Source organism: Streptomyces sp. NPDC007205, assembly GCF_040634095.1.
GTDB lineage: Bacteria > Actinomycetota > Actinomycetes > Streptomycetales > Streptomycetaceae > Streptomyces.
Genome location: NZ_JBEYEW010000017.1, coordinates 110,745 through 125,757 on the forward strand (window position 1 = coordinate 110,745; position 15,013 = coordinate 125,757).

Consider the following 15,013-nt stretch of genomic DNA (forward strand, 5'->3'; position numbering starts at 1 on the left):
TGGAGTACTGTTGCGAGCCCTGGGTCCGGTCTCCCACCAGGGTGTCCGCGGCCTTGCAGGACCGCCGGGAGGGGGCTAGTTGCACAGGGTGACAGATTTCGTCACTTAGCGTTGCGAACGGGTAACCGTGCCATAACGGCGCCCCAGGGTCCGTGCCCGACACGCCGGGCAACTCGGCAAGGTTGTGGCAGGCTGCACCCGGGCAGGCCACACTCGACTAGCGGAAGCAGCGACGCACGTGACGTCGGCAGGCACCACCCGGGAGGTCCCCATGCCCGAACTGCGTGTCGTGGCCGTCTCGAATGACGGCACACGGCTGGTGCTCAAGGCTGCCGACTCTACGGAGTACACGCTTCCGATCGACGAACGGCTCCGCGCCGCCGTGCGCGGCGACCGGCCCCGTCTCGGTCAGATCGAGATCGAGGTCGAAAGCCATCTGCGCCCGCGTGACATCCAGGCGCGTATACGTGCCGGGGCCACCGCGGAAGAGGTCGCCCAGCTCGCCGGCATCCCCGTCGACCGCGTACGGCGGTTCGAGGGGCCCGTGCTGGCCGAGCGCGCCTTCATGGCGGAGCGCGCCCGCAAGACCCCGGTCCGCCGCCCCGGCGAGAACTCCGGCCCGCTGCTCGGCGAGGCCGTGCAGGAGCGACTGCTGCTGCGCGGCGCCGAGAAGGACACCGTGCAGTGGGACTCCTGGCGCCGCGACGACGGCACCTGGGAGGTGCTCCTCGTCTACCAGGTCGCGGGCGAACCGCACTCGGCGAGCTGGACGTACGACCCGCCCCGGCGGCTCGTCCAGGCCGTGGACGACGAGGCGCGCTCGCTCATCGGCGAGTCCGACGACCTCGCCGTGCCCGAGCCGAGCTTCCCGTTCGTCCCGCGCATCGCCCGCCTGCCGCGCGAGCGTTCGATGGACCGCGCGCTCGACCGGAGCGACCGGGAACGTCCGAGCCTGCCCGCGCCGCCCTCCGAACCCACCGAGGACAGCACGGGCGAACGCGACTCGCTGACCAGCCTGCTGGAGGCCGTGCCGAGCTTCCGGGGCGACCTGGTGGTCCCCGAGCGCCCGGCGGAGACACCGGAGGAGCCCGCCGACGAACCGGCCGCCGAGGAGCCGCCGGCCCCCGCCGCCTCGGCCGGCTCGGCCTACGCGGACGTCCTCATGCCCCGCTCCGTGGGCAGCCACCGCGACCGGCTCATCGGCGCGACCGACCGGCAGGCCGAGGCCGACGGCGTCCGCCCCGGCCGCCGCGCGGCCGTCCCGAGCTGGGACGAGATCGTGTTCGGCACGCGGCGCAAGAAGCAGGAGTAAGCAGGCCGTACGGCAAAGGCGGGGGCACGCACGCGTGCCCCCGCTTCCGGCTGCCGCTACTGCGGATCCGCACCTACGGCCACCGGACGGGACGGGTCCGAGGACCACTCGGACCACGAACCGACGTACAGGGCCGCCGGAATGCCGGCCACGGCGAGGGCGAGGACCTCGTGGGCACCGGAGACGCCTGAACCGCAGTACACGCCCACCTCGGTGTCCGCGGAGACGCCCAGCGCCTTGAAGCGGTCCCGCAGCTCCACCGCGGGCAGGAAGCAGCCGTCGGGGCCCACGTTCTCCGTCGTGGGCGCCGACACCGCGCCCGGGATGTGCCCGCCGACCCGGTCCACCGGCTCCACCTCCCCGCGGTACCGCTCCCCCGCACGCGCGTCCAGCAGTACGCCCGCGCGGGCCAGGGCGGCGGCCCCGTCCGCGTCCAGCAGCCCCGCGGCGGCCGGTGCCGGCCGGAAGTCGCCCTCGGCCATCTCCGGCGCCTCGGTGGACAGCTCGCCCTCCCAGGCCGCCAAACCGCCGTCGAGGACCCGCACGTCCGGGTGACCCGTCCAGCGCAGCAGCCACCAGGCGCGCGCCGCCGCCCAGCCCTGGCCGCCGTCGTACACGACGACCGGGCGGGTGGCCGACACGCCCGCACGGCGCATCGCGGCACCGAACTCCGCGAGGTCCGGCAGCGGATGCCTGCCGCGTTCCCCGGGCACTCCGGCCAGTTCACGGTCCAGGTCGACGAAGACCGCGCCGGGGAGGTGACCGGCCGCGTACTCGGCCCGGCCGTCGAAGGCCGGCGCGCCCGCCGCCTTGGCCAGGCTCAGCTGCCAGCGCACGTCCAGCAGCAGCGGCGGGCGGTCCCCGGCCAGTTCGTGCGCGAGATCGGTTGCGGTGATGATGGCTGTCATGGCGTCCATCCTTACGCCAGGGGTGGCCGCGGCGTCCAGGTCCGGCTACTCTGCTCGGCCGGACACGCTCGATCACCAGGCGTACGGGATCGAGCACGGGCTGTACAGCCGACGGACACCCGCCGGCCCGCGTCAGAAAGCGGCGAAGGACGGCAGATCGGGCATCCTCCCGGAGGTAGCGCCGGGCGGCTGCGCGGTATCGCACGAGGCAGCCGTGGAGGATGCGGGCACCGGCACGGGCGTACCCGCCGCCGGCGTGGACACCCCTTCCGGGGAGCGGAAGCGACACGGCCACCGCGAGGGGCCGGGGAGAGAGTGATCGATGACCGAGGCACGGGAGCCGGCCGGTCCGCACGCGCGGCGTGCGTCCGGTACGCCCTGCTGGGTGAGCCTGATGGCGCACGGGCTGGGCGCCACCGAGGAGTTCTACGGTGAGCTGTTCGGCTGGGAGTTCCGGCCGGGCCCGCAGCAGCTCGGCCCGTATGTGCGGGCGCTGCTGGACGGGCACGAGGTGGCGGGCATGGGCCAGCTGCCCCCGGACCGCCGGCTGCCGATCGCCTGGACGCCGTACTTCGCCTCGGACGACGTGGACCACACGGCCGACACGGTACGGGAGTGCGGCGGCACCGTGGCGGTCGGCCCGCTGGACGCCGCGGAGGCCGGGCGGCTGGCCATCGCGGCGGACCCCTCCGGGGCGGTGTTCGGCATCTGGCAGGGCTCCGTGCATCTCGGCACCGCGATCACCGGTGTGCCCGGAACGCCGGCGTGGAACGAGCTGGTGACCTTCGAGACCGAGAGTGTCGCCAAGTTCTACGCGACCGTGTTCGGTTACGAGCAGGAGCCGGTGGTGTCCGCCGACTTCGACTACGTGACCCTCCACCTCGCCGGGCGCCCGGTGGCCGGACTGCACGGCGTGGGCCACGCCCTGCCCCGTGATCGCGGACCGCACTGGCAGACGTACTTCGAAGTCGCCGACACCGATGCGACGACGCGTCAGGTCGCGGACCTAGGCGGCCGGGTCATCCGGCCACCGCACGACAGCCCGCACGGCCGCGTGGCCACGGTGGCGGACCCGGAGGGCGCGGAGTTCTCGATGGTCCAGAACCCGCACTGAGCGAAACGGCGGCGCCCCCGGACCGGCCCAGGACGCCCAGGCGGACCCGGCGGGACCCGGCGGGGCTCGGCCGGACCCGGCGAGGCTCGGCGGGGCTCGGCGAGGCTCGGGAAGCACCGGGACCGGCCAAGGACGCGGGGCACGCGAGGGCGCCGGACCGGCTCGGGACGTGGCTGAACGGGGCCGACCGGGCTCAGGGGCGTGCCGGGAACGAGCGGGGTTGGCTCAGGGCACGCCAGGCCGGGCGGAGGGGCCCAGGCCGGGCCCGGACCGGACCCGGCTTCAAGACCGCCGAGCCGAGCGGAGAGGCCCCAGGCCGGGCCCGGACCGGACCCGGCTTCAAGACCGCCGAGCCGAGCGGAGAGGCCCAGGCCGGGCCGGGAGCGGGGCGGGCCGGGAGCGGGGCGGGGCGGGCCGGAAGCGGGGCGGGCTCAAGATGCGTCAGGGTCGGGCTCAGCGCGGCCGGGACGGGCCGGGACGGGCTGGGAGAGGCGCTCTGGGGGCGGGAGAGGCGCTCGGGGGGCGGGAGGGTCAGGACAGGGAGACGGGGAGGACGTCCGGGGAGAGGGCTGCCGCGCGGGCCGTTGCGGCGGTCATCCGGCGGCGGTGGTGGCGACGGCACAGCACCTCGTAGCCGACCTCGCCCGCCGCCTGGTTGACGTCGCCGACGACCACCTGGGCGCCCTCCACGACCATCTCGCCGCCCACCGTGCGGGCGTTGTGCGTGGCGCGGGCGCCACACCAGCACAGCGCCTCCACCTGGAGCACCTCGATGCGGTCGGCCAGCTCCACCAGCCGCTGCGAGCCGGGGAAGAGCTTGGAGCGGAAGTCGGTGGTGATCCCGAAGGCGTACACGTCCAGTCCGAGATCGTCCACCACGCGCGCGAGCTGGTCGATCTGCTCGGGGCCGAGGAACTGCGCCTCGTCCGCGATCACGTAGTCGGCCCGGCGGCCCTGCGAGAGATGCTCCACGAGCGTGGCGTACAGGTCCTGGCCGTCGGCGACCTCCACCGCGTCGGTGACCAGGCCGAGCCGGGAGGACAGTTTGCCCTCGCCCGCGCGGTCGTCGCGGGTGAAGATCATGCCGACGAGGCCGCGCGCGGAGCGGTTGTGCTCGATCTGCAGAGCCAGCGTCGACTTCCCGCAGTCCATCGTTCCGGAGAAGAACACCAGCTCGGGCATGAGGAGTTGAGCACCTTTCGGCAAACAGTCGGAACGGAGGGTTTCAGGAGCGTACTTCGAGCAGCGGGACCAGCTGCTCGGCAGGCGTCATCGAACCGTGGTTGCCGACCAGCGCCGACTCCTTGGGCTCCCGCTCGGACGCGATGATCAGGACGTCGTCGTGGGCTGCCGCGACCACGTCCCCGAGCCGTGGGTACACCCGCTCGTCGATGTGCGGCCCGAACCAGCCCGCCGCGATCGCCTCGTCCCGCGAGGCCACCCAGAACTGCTCGCCGAGCACCTCGCGCCAGACGGTCAGTACGTCGTTCTCGGCGCCCGGCACCGCGTACACGTGCCGCGCTCGGCCCTCACCGCCCAGCAGGGCGACCCCGGCGCGCAGCTCCCAGTCCGTGTCGAAGTCGAGGCGGTGCTCCTCGTCGAACGGGACGTCGACCATGCCGTGGTCGGCGGTGACGTAGAGCGCGCTGCGCGGCGGCAGTTGCTCGGCGAGGCGCTGGGCGAGCCGGTCGACGTACATCAGCTGGCCGCGCCAGGTGTCGGAGGCGACGCCGTAGCGGTGCCCGGCGCCGTCCAGCTCGGAGTAGTACGTGTAGACCAGCGAGCGGTCCCCGGCGGCCAGTTGCCCGGCCGCGAGGTCCATGCGGTCCTCGCCGCTCAGCCGGCCGTGGAAGCTGCCGCCACTGAGCGCGATCTTGGTCAGTGGAGTGTGCTCGAAGATGGGGGAGGTCACCTGGGCGGCGTGCACCCCGGCCGCCTGGGCCAGCTGGAAGACGGTGGGATACGGCTGCCAGGCGCGCGGATCGGTGTACGGCTGCCAGCGGAGCTGGTTCATCAGTTCGCCGGTGGCCGGGTTGCGGACCGTGTAGCCGGGCAGGCCGTGGGCGCCGGGCGGCAGGCCCGTGCCGACGGAGGCGAGGGAGACCGCGGTGGTCGCCGGGTAGCCGGCGGTCAGCGGGCGGCCGGTGCCGCCGCGCGAGGTGCCGAGCAGCGAGGTCAGGAAGGGCGCCTCGTCCCGGTGGGCCCGCAGCTGCTCCCAGCCGAGCCCGTCGATCAGGAAGACACAGACGCGGTCGGCGGCGGTCAGTTCCGGGATCGTCGCGGTCATGCCGGGGACGTCCATTCCGGCGGCCAGGGTGGGCAGCAGATCGGCGAGCGAGCCGGTGCCGTACTCGGGCAGCGGCGCGGTGTCCAGGGCGAGCGGTTCCGGGTGGTCCCAGGCGGAGAGCTGGGACATCAGCGCGCGATGTCCGCGGTCGCCTCCGAGATGGCCTGGGCGAAGGCGAGCGCCTGGCGCACCGTCTCCGGACCGTCCCCGGCCTCGCTGACGCGCAGGCTGAGGTCGTCCGCCGTGGAGTTGCCGGTGTAACCGTGGTCGGCGTCGCAGTTGGGGTCGCCACAGGCGGCGGGCTCCAGGTCGATGCGGCTGACCGCGCCCCAGCCGATCGTCAGCACGACCTCCCGGGGCAGCGTGCCCGGCACGTACTGCTCCGGGTTCGCGACCACACGGCTGACCACGACCGAGGAGATCCGGCCGAGCTTCACGGACTCGGTGGAGGTGGTGGCGTACGGCGTCGGGGAGGTGCTGTCGGCGGCCTGCTCGTCGGTGTGGCTGACGATGAAGCGGTTGCCGGTGAGGACCAGCACCGTGACATGCCGGCGGACCTCGTTCTGGTCGAACGTCGTCTCCTGGTGGACCAGGTACGACCGGATGGGCTCGCCGCCCACAGCGGCCTCCACCGCCTCGGCCACGAGGGCCGGGTAGTAGCCGCTGCGCTCGATCGCCGCGCGCAGCCCCTGGGTCGTCGTACTGGTCTTGGCCATGGCGTCCATCCTAATCCGTGGGCAGGGGGGGTCCGGGCCAGTCGCGCAGACCCCGGGAACCTGCGCACACGCGCGTGGCGGCCCCGGGACGGGTCCCGTGGGCGGGTGCGACGAAGTCGGCCTCCAGGCCGGCGATCTCCATGCGCTCCCCCACGCCCGGTCAGTAGGCCGGCATCGTGCGCGGGCCGAGGTCGTCGCGGGCGGGCGGGGGCGCGAGCCGTACCGTGGCGCCGAGGGCGCTCACGCCGTGCGGGGCGACGACGACCGGTTCCAGGGTGACGGCGACCACCTCCGGGTGATCGTCGACCAGCCGGGACACCCGCAGCAGCAGCTCCTCCAGCGCCGGGGTGTCGACGGGCGTGGAGCCGCGCCAGCCGAACAGCAGCGGCGCGGTACGGATCGAGCGCACCAGCGAGGTCGCCTCCCGGTCGGTGACCGGGACGAGCCGGTGCGCCATATCGTCGAGCAGCTGGGAGGCGGCCCCGGCGAGCCCGAAGGACAGCACGGCCCCGGCCGCCGGGTCGATCACCGCCCGTACGACGGTGTCGACGCCGCGCGGCGCCATGCCCTGCACCACCGGCCGCAGCTCCTCCGGCTCGCCGAACAGCTCCGTCAACTCGGCGTAGGCCCGGCGCAGTTGCTCCTCGTCCGCGAGGTCGAGACGTACGCCGCCCAGGTCGGCGCGGTGCCTGAGGTGCGGGGCGGTGGCCTTGAGAGCCACCGGGTAGCCGAGGGTGCGGGCGGCCTCGGCGGCGGCATCGGGCGTGGGGGCGGGGAGCGCTCGCCGCACCGGGATGCCGTACTTCCCGAGCAGCTCGCAGGTCTCGGCGTCGGAGATCGTGAGCCCCTCCCCACGCGCGAGCAGCTCGCCGATCAGCCGCGCGGCACCCTTCTCGTCGATGTCGTCGTACTCGGGCACCTTCCCCTGATCCATGGCCTCCCGCCGCCACTGCCCGTACTTGACAGCCTCGGCGAGCGCTCGAACGGCCCGCTCGGCGGCGGGGTAGGCGGGGATGAGATGCGTGCCTTCCGGAGGAGCCGCAGGCGTGCTGGGCAGTCGTTCCGCAGGGGGGAACGGGTGGGCACCGTCCGCGGTACCGGGTGCCTTGTCAACGGCCTGAGGTGCCGTACTGGCCGCGGCCGACAACGCTTCCGCAAGCCCTCCGAGCTCCACATGCACGACCAGCACCGGCTTACCGGGAACCGCCGCCGCAGCCGACCGCAACGCCTCCGCCAACTCCGCATCCCCCGGCGACGCCTCCCCGATGGCCGGTATCGCCGTCACCACGACGGAGTCGCACGTGTCGTCGGCCAGCGCCCGCGTCAACGCCCGATGGAAATCCTCCGCCGTCGCCCCCGTCGTCAGATCCACCGGACGCGACGGCCGCAGCCCCTCGGCGAGACAGCGGTCGTACGTCAGCACCCCCAGCGACTCGGAGTTCCCGAGGATCGCCACCCTGGGCCCCGCCGGAAGCGGCTGCCGCGCGAGCAGCAACCCGGCGTCGACCAGCTCGGTGATCGTCTCGACCCGGATCACCCCGGCCTGCCGCAGCAGCGCGGAGACGGTCGCGTGCGGCAGCCGGGTCGCCCGTACCGCGTGCCCCTGGGGCGCGGAGCCTACTCCCTGCACCACGACCAGCGGTTTCGCCGCCGCCGTCCGCCGTGCGAGGCGCGTGAACTTGCGGGGGTTGCCGATGGACTCCAGGTACATGAGGGCGACGTCGGTCTCGGGGTCGTCGTACCAGTACTGGAGGACGTCGTTGCCGGAGACGTCCGCGCGGTTGCCGGCGGACACGAAGGTGGACACGCCCGTGTCCCCGGTGACCCCTCCCCCGCGCCGGTGCAGCCGGGACAGCAGGGCGATGCCGATGGCGCCGGACTGCGCGAACATGCCGATGCGGCCGGGGCGGGGCATCTCAGGGGCCAGGGAGGCGTTCAGCCGGACGTCCGGTGCGGTGTTGATGATCCCGAACGCGTTCGGGCCGATGATCCGCATGCCGTACGCGCGCGCCTGCCGCACGAGCGCCCGCTGCCGCTCGCGCCCCTCGGGCCCGCTCTCGGCGTACCCGGCGGAGAGCACCACGAGCCCCTGCACCCCGTGTTCTCCGCATTCGGCGACCACGGCGGGCACGTACCCGGCCGGTACGGCGACGACGGCGAGGTCCACCGGGCCGTCGATGTCCCGCACGGACCGGTGCGCCGGCACCCCGTCGACCTCCTCGACGCCCTCCGGGAAGGCCTTGTTCACGGCGTACAGCCGGCCGCCGTACCCGGCGTCCCTGATGTTGCCGAGGACGCTGCGGCCGACGCCGCCGGGGGCGCGGCCGACGCCGATGACCGCCACGGAACCGGGCGCGAGGAGCCGCCGTACCGAGCGGGCCTCGGCGCGCTGTTCCCGCGCGCGCTGCACGGCGACGGAGCGGTCGGTGGGTTCGAGATCGAACTCCAGGCGTACGACGCCGTCCTCGAAGCTGCGCTTCTGGGTGTAGCCGGCGTCCGTGAACACCTTGATCATCTTGCTGTTGGCGGGCAGCACCTCAGCGGCGAAGCGACGGATGCCGCGCTCGCGGGCGACGGCGGCGATGTGCTCCAGCAGGGCGGAGGCGACCCCGCGGCCCTGGTGGGCGTCCTGCACGAGGAAGGCGACCTCGGCCGTTTCAGGAGGGGCGGGCGCGGAGCGCCCTCCGGCAAGGGCGGTGGGAGACGGGTGGGCGGGCGCGGAGGCGGGCAGACCGTCGGCACCGATGCGGTCATAGCGTACGGTGGCGATGAACTCGCCGCCGATGGTGGCCGCGAGTCCCACCCGGTCCACAAAGTCGTGGTGCGTGAAGCGGTGGACGTCCTTGGCGGAGAGCCTGGGGTACGGCGCGAAGAAGCGGTAGTACTTCGACTCGTCCGAGACCTGCTCGTAGAAGCTGACCAGGCGGTCGGCGTCATCAATGGTGATGGGCCGGATGCGGGCGGTTCCCCCGTCGCGCAGCACCACGTCCGCCTCCCAGTGGGCGGGGTACTGGTGCCGGTCCTGCCGGTCCGCCGAGGTCTGCATGGGCCCCAGAGTACGGCTCGCGTACGACAACGGCGCGGGGCAGTCTGTGGAGGACGACGACTCGGACCGAGGCCGCGGTCCGACGACACGCCGGGGCAGGCCGAAGGCCCGCTCCGGGCACGCTTCACGATATGGGAAACTGGTCTAGACAACCCTGAAGACTGAAGGGCAGCAACACATGGCTGAGCGCCGCGTCAACGTCGGCTGGGCCGAGGGCCTCCACGCCCGCCCCGCCTCCATCTTCGTCCGAGCCGCCACGGCCGCAGGCGTCCCGGTGACGATCGCCAAGGCTGACGGCACCCCCGTCAACGCGGCCTCCATGCTGGCTGTCCTGGGCCTGGGCGCCCAGGGCGGCGAGGAGATCGTCCTCGCCTCCGACGCCGAGGGCGCGGACGCCGCCCTGGACCGTCTGGCCAAGCTGGTCTCCGAGGGCCTGGAAGAGCTGCCCGAGACCGTCTGAGCAAGGCGCGGGAGCCGCGCCGCCCATTCCGGGTGGCGCGGCTTCCGCGTTTTCCGGACCGTGAATTCAGGGCGCATGATAAAAGGGCGTCGGAAATTCACTCCCGACGAATAGACCCTTCTTTGTATACGGCGCCCGTGTTAATGCCGAAGACTCGACATGTTTACGGCGTGTTGCGAAGTCCTCACACGATCGGCGGACCCGGGAAAACGCAGCCGGTGCGCGGCCGTCGCCCGCTCGGTGTGCAGCGCCGTGACCGCCCGCGCACGCTCGCCGTCGCCGCGCGCCACCGCGTCGACGATGGCGCCGTGTTCCGCCCAGGCCTCCACCGGGCTCGGCGGCGCCTCCACCGCGTACATCCAGGCGATCTTGTGCCGCAGCTGGCCGAGCATCGCGGTCAGCGAGGGGCTGCCACAGGCCTGGGCGAGCGTTTCGTGGAACCAGCCGCCCAGGGAGCGCAGATCGTCGCTGTGGCCCCGCCTGGCCCGCTCCTGACCGAGCCTGACCAGGCCGCGCAGCACCTTCAGGTGGGCCTCCGTGCGGCGCTGGGCGGCCCGGGCGGCCCCGAGCGGCTCCAGGAGCTTGCGCATCTCCAGCAGGTCGGCGGCCTCCTGCTCGGTCGGTTCGGCCACGCATGCGCCCGCGTGCCGGCGGGTCACCACGAAGCCCTCGGCCTCCAGGGTGCGCAGGGCCTCGCGGACGGGGACCCGTGAGACGCCGTAGCGGCGGGCCAGGACTTCCTCGGTGAGGCGGCCGCCGCGCTCGTGGACACCGGCGACGATGTCGTCCCGGATCGCCGTACACACCGAGTGCGCCGGAATACGCATGACCGACCTCCGTCTAATCCCCGTGAAACGTCGACGATGGACGCGTGTTCCGTGACTCTATTCCAATGCGTCGGACATTCCGACGGCGGGCCGGAATCCATGGATATTTTTTGGTCAGCGGATCCGGTGGGCGCCCCGGAAATCAGCGAAAGCCCCGGCCGGTGCGGGCCGGGGCTGCGCGGGGGGAGGCAGGGTCGTCAGACGTTCACGCCGTGCTTGCGGAGGTAGGCGACGGGGTCGACGTCCGAGCCGTAGTCGGGGGTCGTACGGGCCTCGAAGTGGAGGTGCGGACCGGTGACGTTGCCGGTCGCGCCGGACAGGCCGATCTGCTGGCCCGGGGTGACCTGCCGGCCCACCGTGACGCCGATCGACGACAGATGGCCGTACTGGGTGTACATGCCGTCGGCCATCCTGATCACGATCTCGTTGCCGTACGCGCCGCCCCACCCGGTGGAGACGACGGTGCCCGTGCCGACCGCGTGAACGGGCGTGCCGCTGGCCGCGTGGAAGTCGATGCCCGTGTGGTGGCCGGAGGACCACAGGGAGCTGCCGGCCTGGTAGCCGGTGGAGACGTAGGAGTTCGCTATCGGGACCACGAAGGCGTTCAGCTGCTTGCGCTCGGCCTCCCTGGCGGCGCGCGCCCTGGCCTCGCGGATCTCCTGGGCCCTCTTGGCCGCTGCCTGCTCGGCCGCCTTCTGGTTGGCGGCCTGCTGCTGGGCGGCGGCCTGTGCGTCGATCTGCTCGGCGATGTCGTCGCCGACGCTGATCACCGGGGTGAGGCCGGTCTGCTCGGCGGTGTTCTCGGCGGCCGTCGCCGGGGACGCCGCGAGGGTGCCGATGACGCCGGTGGTGGTGAGGGCCGCGATGCCGGCCGCCTGAGCGGTGGTGCGCTTGACCCGGCCGGGCTTGCGGTGCTTCCCGGTGGCGCACATGAACGCCATGAAGTGGCTGGTCCTTTCCTTCCCTCTCGCCTACCGGGTTAGCTGACGGGTTCGGAGCAGGAAGGTCTCCTACGGACCCCCTCGCTCACGCGTGGGCGTCCGATTCACCCCAGGGACTTGGGCCCCTCCAGCCGCGAAGGCGGCGACAGGAGGGTGGGTCCCCGGCTCCCCTGGCTCGCGCCGTACGGGGACTCGGCGATGGCTGTCCGGTGCCGCGGGTGCGGCGCACTGCCTGACGAACAGCCCGGACGACGCTACGGAAGGCGGCTTTCGAATCCCAAACGAATCCGGGCCTTTGTAGCGCATCCCACAGGGCAGACAGGCAACCTCCGCCTCAAATCGGGCATCTGGGGAAGGGAGTGGAAGAGCTGGGGCCCTGACGGTGTGTAGACCGTCAGGGCCCCACGCGTGCGTGCCGTTGTTACTCGGCCGCCACCACGGTCACTTCGCCGATGCCGAGCGCCTCGACCGGCGCCTTGATCTGGGCCGCGTCACCGACGAGGACGGTCACCAGGCGGTCCACCGGGAAGGCGTTCACGACGGCCGCCGTGGCCTCCACCGTGCCCGTCGCGGCCAGCTGCTGATACAGCGTCGCCTGGAAGTCGTCGGGCAGGTGCTGCTCGACCTGGTCGGCCAGCGTGCTCGCCACGGCCGCCGCGGTCTCGTACTTCAGCGGCGCCACCCCGACGAGGTTCTGCACGGCCACGTCCCGCTCGGCGTCGGTCAGGCCGTCCGCCGCGAGGGTCCGCAGCACCTTCCACAGGTCCTCCAGCGCGGGACCGGTGTTGGGGGTGTCCACGGAGCCGCTGATGGCGAGCATCGAGGCGCCCGTGCCGTCCGGTGCGGACCGCAGGACCTGTCCGAAGGCGCGCACCCCGTAGGTGTAGCCCTTCTCCTCGCGCAGGACGCGGTCCAGGCGGGAGGTGAGGGTGCCGCCGAGGCAGTAGGTGCCGAGCACCTGGGCGGGCCACACACGGTCGTGCCGGTCGGCGCCGACGCGGCCGATGAGCAGCTGGGTCTGGACGGCGCCGGGCCGGTCCACGATGACCACGCGGCCGGTGTCGTCCGCGGCCACCGGTGGCACGGGCCGCGGCTCGCCCGTGGTGCCCGTCCAGGCGCCCAGGGTGTCGCCGAGCAGCGCGTCCAGGTCGATGCCGGTGAGGTCGCCGACCACGACGGCCGTGGCCGTGGCGGGGCGTACGTACCGGTCGTAGAAGGCGCGTACGGCGGTGGCGTCGATCTTCTCGACGGTCTCCTCGGTGCCCTGGCGGGGACGCGACATGCGCGAGGTCGCCGGGAACAGCTCCTTGGAGAGTTCCTTGGCGGCCCGGCGGGAGGGGTTGGCCAGCTCGTGCGGGATCTCGTCCAGGCGGTTGCGGACCAGCCGCTCGACCTCGCTCTCGGCGAAGGCGGGCGCGCGCAGCGCGTCGGCGATCAGGCCAAGGCCCTTGGCCAGGCGGGAGGCGGGGACCTCCAGGCTGAGCCGGACGCCGGGGTGGTCGGCGTGCGCGTCGAGCGTGGCGCCCGCGCGCTCCAGCTCGGCGGCGAACTCCTCGGCGGAGTGCTTGTCGGTGCCCTCGGAGAAGGCCCGCGCCATGATCGTGGCAACGCCGTCCAGGCCGGCCGGCTCAGCGTCCAGGGGCGCGTCGAGCAGTACCTCGACGGCGACGACCTGCTGTCCGGGGCGGTGGCAGCGCAGCACGGTCAGGCCGTTGTCGAGCGCGGTGCGCTCGGGCGCCGGGAACGCCCAGGGCCGGGCCTCGCCGGGCTGCGGCTGGGGGTGGAACTCCATGGTGGCGAGCTCGGTCACTTGGCCGTCTCCTCGTTCTCGTTACCGGCCTCTACGGTCGCTTCCTGCTCCGGGTCCTCGGGGACGTCGGCGTCCGGGGCCTCCTCCGGGGCCTTCGGTTCGTAGACCAGGACCGCGCGGTTGTCGGGGCGCAGACGGGCCTTGGCGACCTCCTGGACCTCCTGAGGAGTCACTTCCAGGACGCGCTTGACGGCGGTGAGGGCGAGCTGCGGGTCGCCGAACAGGACGGCGTACCGGCACAGTTCGTCGGCGCGGCCGGAGACCGTGCCGAGCCGGTCGAGCCACTCGCGCTCCAGCTGGGCCTGGGCGCGCTCCATCTCCTCGGGCGTGGGGCCCTCCTCGGCGAACCGGGCCAGCTCCTCGTCGATGGCGGCCTCGATGACCGGCACCTCGACGTCACCGGAGGTCTTCACGTCCAGCCAGCCCATCGAGGGCGCGCCGGCCAGGCGCAGCAGGCCGAAGCCGGCCGCGACGGCCGTACGGTCGCGGCGCACCAGCCGGTTGTACAGGCGGGAGGACTCGCCGCCGCCGAGGACGGTCAGGGCGAGGTCGGCCGCGTCGCACGCGCGCGTGCCGTCGTGCGGGAGCCGGTAGGCGGCCATCAGGGCGCGCGCCGGAACCTCCTCGACGAGAACCTCGCGCTTCTGCTCGCCGATGACCTCCGGCAGGGAGCCGTCGCGCGGGGCGGGCTTGCCGTCGTGCGCGGTGATCGAGCCGAAGTACTTCTCGATCCAGGCGAGGGTCTGCTCGGAGTCGATGTCGCCGACCACGGAGAGCACTGCGTTGTTCGGCGCGTAGTAGGTGCGGAAGAACTGGCGGGCGTCCTCCAGGGTGGCCGCGTCCAGGTCCGCCATGGAGCCGATCGGCGTGTGGTGGTAGGGGTGGCCCTCCGGGTACGACAGGGCGGTCAGCTTCTCGAAGGCCGTGCCGTAGGGGACGTTGTCGTAGCGCTGGCGGCGTTCGTTCTTGACGACGTCCCGCTGGTTCTCCATGGACTCGTCGTCCAGGGCGGCGAGCAGCGAGCCCATGCGGTCGGCCTCCAGCCAGAGGGCGAGCTCCAGCTGGTGGGCGGGCATGGTCTCGAAGTAGTTGGTGCGCTCGAAGCTGGTGGTGCCGTTGAGCGAGCCGCCGGCGCCCTGCACCAGCTCGAAGTGACCGTTGCCCTTGACCTGTGCCGAGCCCTGGAACATCAGGTGCTCGAAAAGGTGAGCCAGGCCGGTACGTCCCTTGACTTCGTGGCGGGAGCCGACGTCGTACCAGAGGCAGACCGCCGCCACGGGGGTCAGGTGGTCCTCGGAAAGCACCACGCGCAGACCGTTGGCCAGGCGGTGCTCGGTCGCTGTCAGGCCCCCGGAGCCTGCCTCGGCTGTGGTCGTGTGACCCATGGGCATGTACGTCCCTTCGCGAGCGGATGCGGTTGTGAAAACCGCGGTCTTCCTGCCGTTCCTGCCACTGTATGCACAGCGTGCGGGGGCTCGGCGAAGTTCCCGCGGACGTACGCCCAGAGCGGATCGCGTAGCCTGCCCCGGACCCGGCTCGCGAGATCCGGGAAGCACGCTGTGACCGGGTGCTGGCACGGGCTGTCAGTGCCG

Annotated in this window: 12 protein-coding genes and 1 riboswitch; of the genes, 3 read left to right on the top strand and 9 right to left on the bottom strand. The window is 73.0% G+C overall.

Translation table 11 applies throughout. The annotated features are described in order from the left end of the window. Positions 1-271: 271 nt before the first annotated feature. Positions 272-1,312, top strand: a complete 1,041-nt coding sequence (sepH, locus tag ABZ624_RS26255; protein WP_360093719.1) for a septation protein SepH — start codon at positions 272-274, stop codon at positions 1,310-1,312. Positions 1,313-1,368: 56 nt separating this feature from the next. On the opposite strand, the gene ABZ624_RS26260 is transcribed toward sepH, so the two are convergent. Beyond that, the gene (locus ABZ624_RS26260; RefSeq protein WP_360093722.1) at positions 1,369-2,220 is read right to left on the bottom strand and encodes a sulfurtransferase; all 852 of its coding nucleotides are present in this window, start codon (positions 2,218-2,220) and stop codon (positions 1,369-1,371) included. Between the two features lie 322 nt (positions 2,221-2,542). Here ABZ624_RS26260 and ABZ624_RS26265 point away from each other — a divergent pair, with 322 nt between their 5' ends. Further along, positions 2,543-3,334, top strand: coding sequence for a VOC family protein (locus tag ABZ624_RS26265; RefSeq protein WP_360093725.1), 792 nt, complete (start codon positions 2,543-2,545; stop codon positions 3,332-3,334). Between the two features lie 531 nt (positions 3,335-3,865). Here ABZ624_RS26265 and ABZ624_RS26270 read toward each other — a convergent pair. From ABZ624_RS26270 to ABZ624_RS26285, 4 genes are all read right to left on the bottom strand, one after another. Then, the gene (locus ABZ624_RS26270; RefSeq protein ID WP_360093728.1) at positions 3,866-4,516 is read right to left on the bottom strand and encodes a thymidine kinase; all 651 of its coding nucleotides are present in this window, start codon (positions 4,514-4,516) and stop codon (positions 3,866-3,868) included. 43 nt (positions 4,517-4,559) lie between these two features. Beyond that, complete coding sequence (locus ABZ624_RS26275) at positions 4,560-5,750, bottom strand: nucleotide pyrophosphatase/phosphodiesterase family protein (protein WP_360093731.1); 1,191 nt, start codon at positions 5,748-5,750, stop codon at positions 4,560-4,562. Then, positions 5,750-6,337, bottom strand: a complete 588-nt coding sequence (locus ABZ624_RS26280) for a DUF5998 family protein (RefSeq protein WP_360093734.1) — start codon at positions 6,335-6,337, stop codon at positions 5,750-5,752. Before ABZ624_RS26280 ends, ABZ624_RS26275 begins: the two co-directional genes overlap by 1 nt. 160 nt (positions 6,338-6,497) lie before the next feature. After that, the gene (locus tag ABZ624_RS26285) at positions 6,498-9,383 is read right to left on the bottom strand and encodes a GNAT family N-acetyltransferase (protein WP_360093737.1); all 2,886 of its coding nucleotides are present in this window, start codon (positions 9,381-9,383) and stop codon (positions 6,498-6,500) included. A gap of 178 nt (positions 9,384-9,561) precedes the next feature. Here ABZ624_RS26285 and ABZ624_RS26290 point away from each other — a divergent pair, with 178 nt between their 5' ends. After that, entirely contained in the window at positions 9,562-9,843 is a 282-nt protein-coding gene (locus ABZ624_RS26290; RefSeq protein ID WP_114255742.1) for an HPr family phosphocarrier protein, read from the top strand. Positions 9,844-9,983: 140 nt separating this feature from the next. Here ABZ624_RS26290 and ABZ624_RS26295 read toward each other — a convergent pair whose 3' ends face one another. From ABZ624_RS26295 to ABZ624_RS26310, 4 genes are all read right to left on the bottom strand, one after another. Next, positions 9,984-10,670: a GntR family transcriptional regulator gene (locus ABZ624_RS26295; protein WP_360093740.1), complete on the bottom strand. Its 687-nt coding sequence runs from the start codon at positions 10,668-10,670 to the stop codon at positions 9,984-9,986. A 197-nt stretch (positions 10,671-10,867) separates the two neighbouring features. Further along, positions 10,868-11,611 carry a M23 family metallopeptidase gene (locus ABZ624_RS26300; protein WP_360093743.1) on the bottom strand — a complete coding sequence of 248 codons (744 nt, stop codon included), beginning with the start codon at positions 11,609-11,611 and terminating at the stop codon, positions 10,868-10,870. Between the two features lie 12 nt (positions 11,612-11,623). Next, positions 11,624-11,819, bottom strand: a riboswitch (cyclic di-AMP (ydaO/yuaA leader). A gap of 213 nt (positions 11,820-12,032) precedes the next feature. Next, positions 12,033-13,421, bottom strand: a complete 1,389-nt coding sequence (locus ABZ624_RS26305) for a pitrilysin family protein (protein WP_360093746.1) — start codon at positions 13,419-13,421, stop codon at positions 12,033-12,035. Then, complete coding sequence (locus tag ABZ624_RS26310; RefSeq protein ID WP_360093749.1) at positions 13,418-14,812, bottom strand: pitrilysin family protein; 1,395 nt, start codon at positions 14,810-14,812, stop codon at positions 13,418-13,420. Before ABZ624_RS26310 ends, ABZ624_RS26305 begins: the two co-directional genes overlap by 4 nt. Between the last annotated feature and the right edge of the window lie 201 nt (positions 14,813-15,013).

Excerpts from the sequence above, each read along its gene's own strand:
- ABZ624_RS26275 (WP_360093731.1), bottom strand. The coding sequence starts at position 5,750 with ATGTCCCAGCTCTCCGCCTGGGACCACCCGGAACCGCTCGCCCTGGAC.
- ABZ624_RS26285 (WP_360093737.1), bottom strand. The coding sequence starts at position 9,383 with ATGCAGACCTCGGCGGACCGGCAGGACCGGCACCAGTACCCCGCCCAC.
- sepH (WP_360093719.1), top strand. The coding sequence starts at position 272 with ATGCCCGAACTGCGTGTCGTGGCCGTCTCGAATGACGGCACACGGCTG.
- ABZ624_RS26300 (WP_360093743.1), bottom strand. The coding sequence starts at position 11,611 with ATGGCGTTCATGTGCGCCACCGGGAAGCACCGCAAGCCCGGCCGGGTC.
- ABZ624_RS26295 (WP_360093740.1), bottom strand. The coding sequence starts at position 10,670 with ATGCGTATTCCGGCGCACTCGGTGTGTACGGCGATCCGGGACGACATC.
- ABZ624_RS26310 (WP_360093749.1), bottom strand. The coding sequence starts at position 14,812 with ATGCCCATGGGTCACACGACCACAGCCGAGGCAGGCTCCGGGGGCCTG.
- ABZ624_RS26270 (WP_360093728.1), bottom strand. The coding sequence starts at position 4,516 with ATGCCCGAGCTGGTGTTCTTCTCCGGAACGATGGACTGCGGGAAGTCG.
- ABZ624_RS26280 (WP_360093734.1), bottom strand. The coding sequence starts at position 6,337 with ATGGCCAAGACCAGTACGACGACCCAGGGGCTGCGCGCGGCGATCGAG.
- ABZ624_RS26290 (WP_114255742.1), top strand. The coding sequence starts at position 9,562 with ATGGCTGAGCGCCGCGTCAACGTCGGCTGGGCCGAGGGCCTCCACGCC.
- ABZ624_RS26265 (WP_360093725.1), top strand. The coding sequence starts at position 2,543 with ATGACCGAGGCACGGGAGCCGGCCGGTCCGCACGCGCGGCGTGCGTCC.
- ABZ624_RS26260 (WP_360093722.1), bottom strand. The coding sequence starts at position 2,220 with ATGACAGCCATCATCACCGCAACCGATCTCGCGCACGAACTGGCCGGG.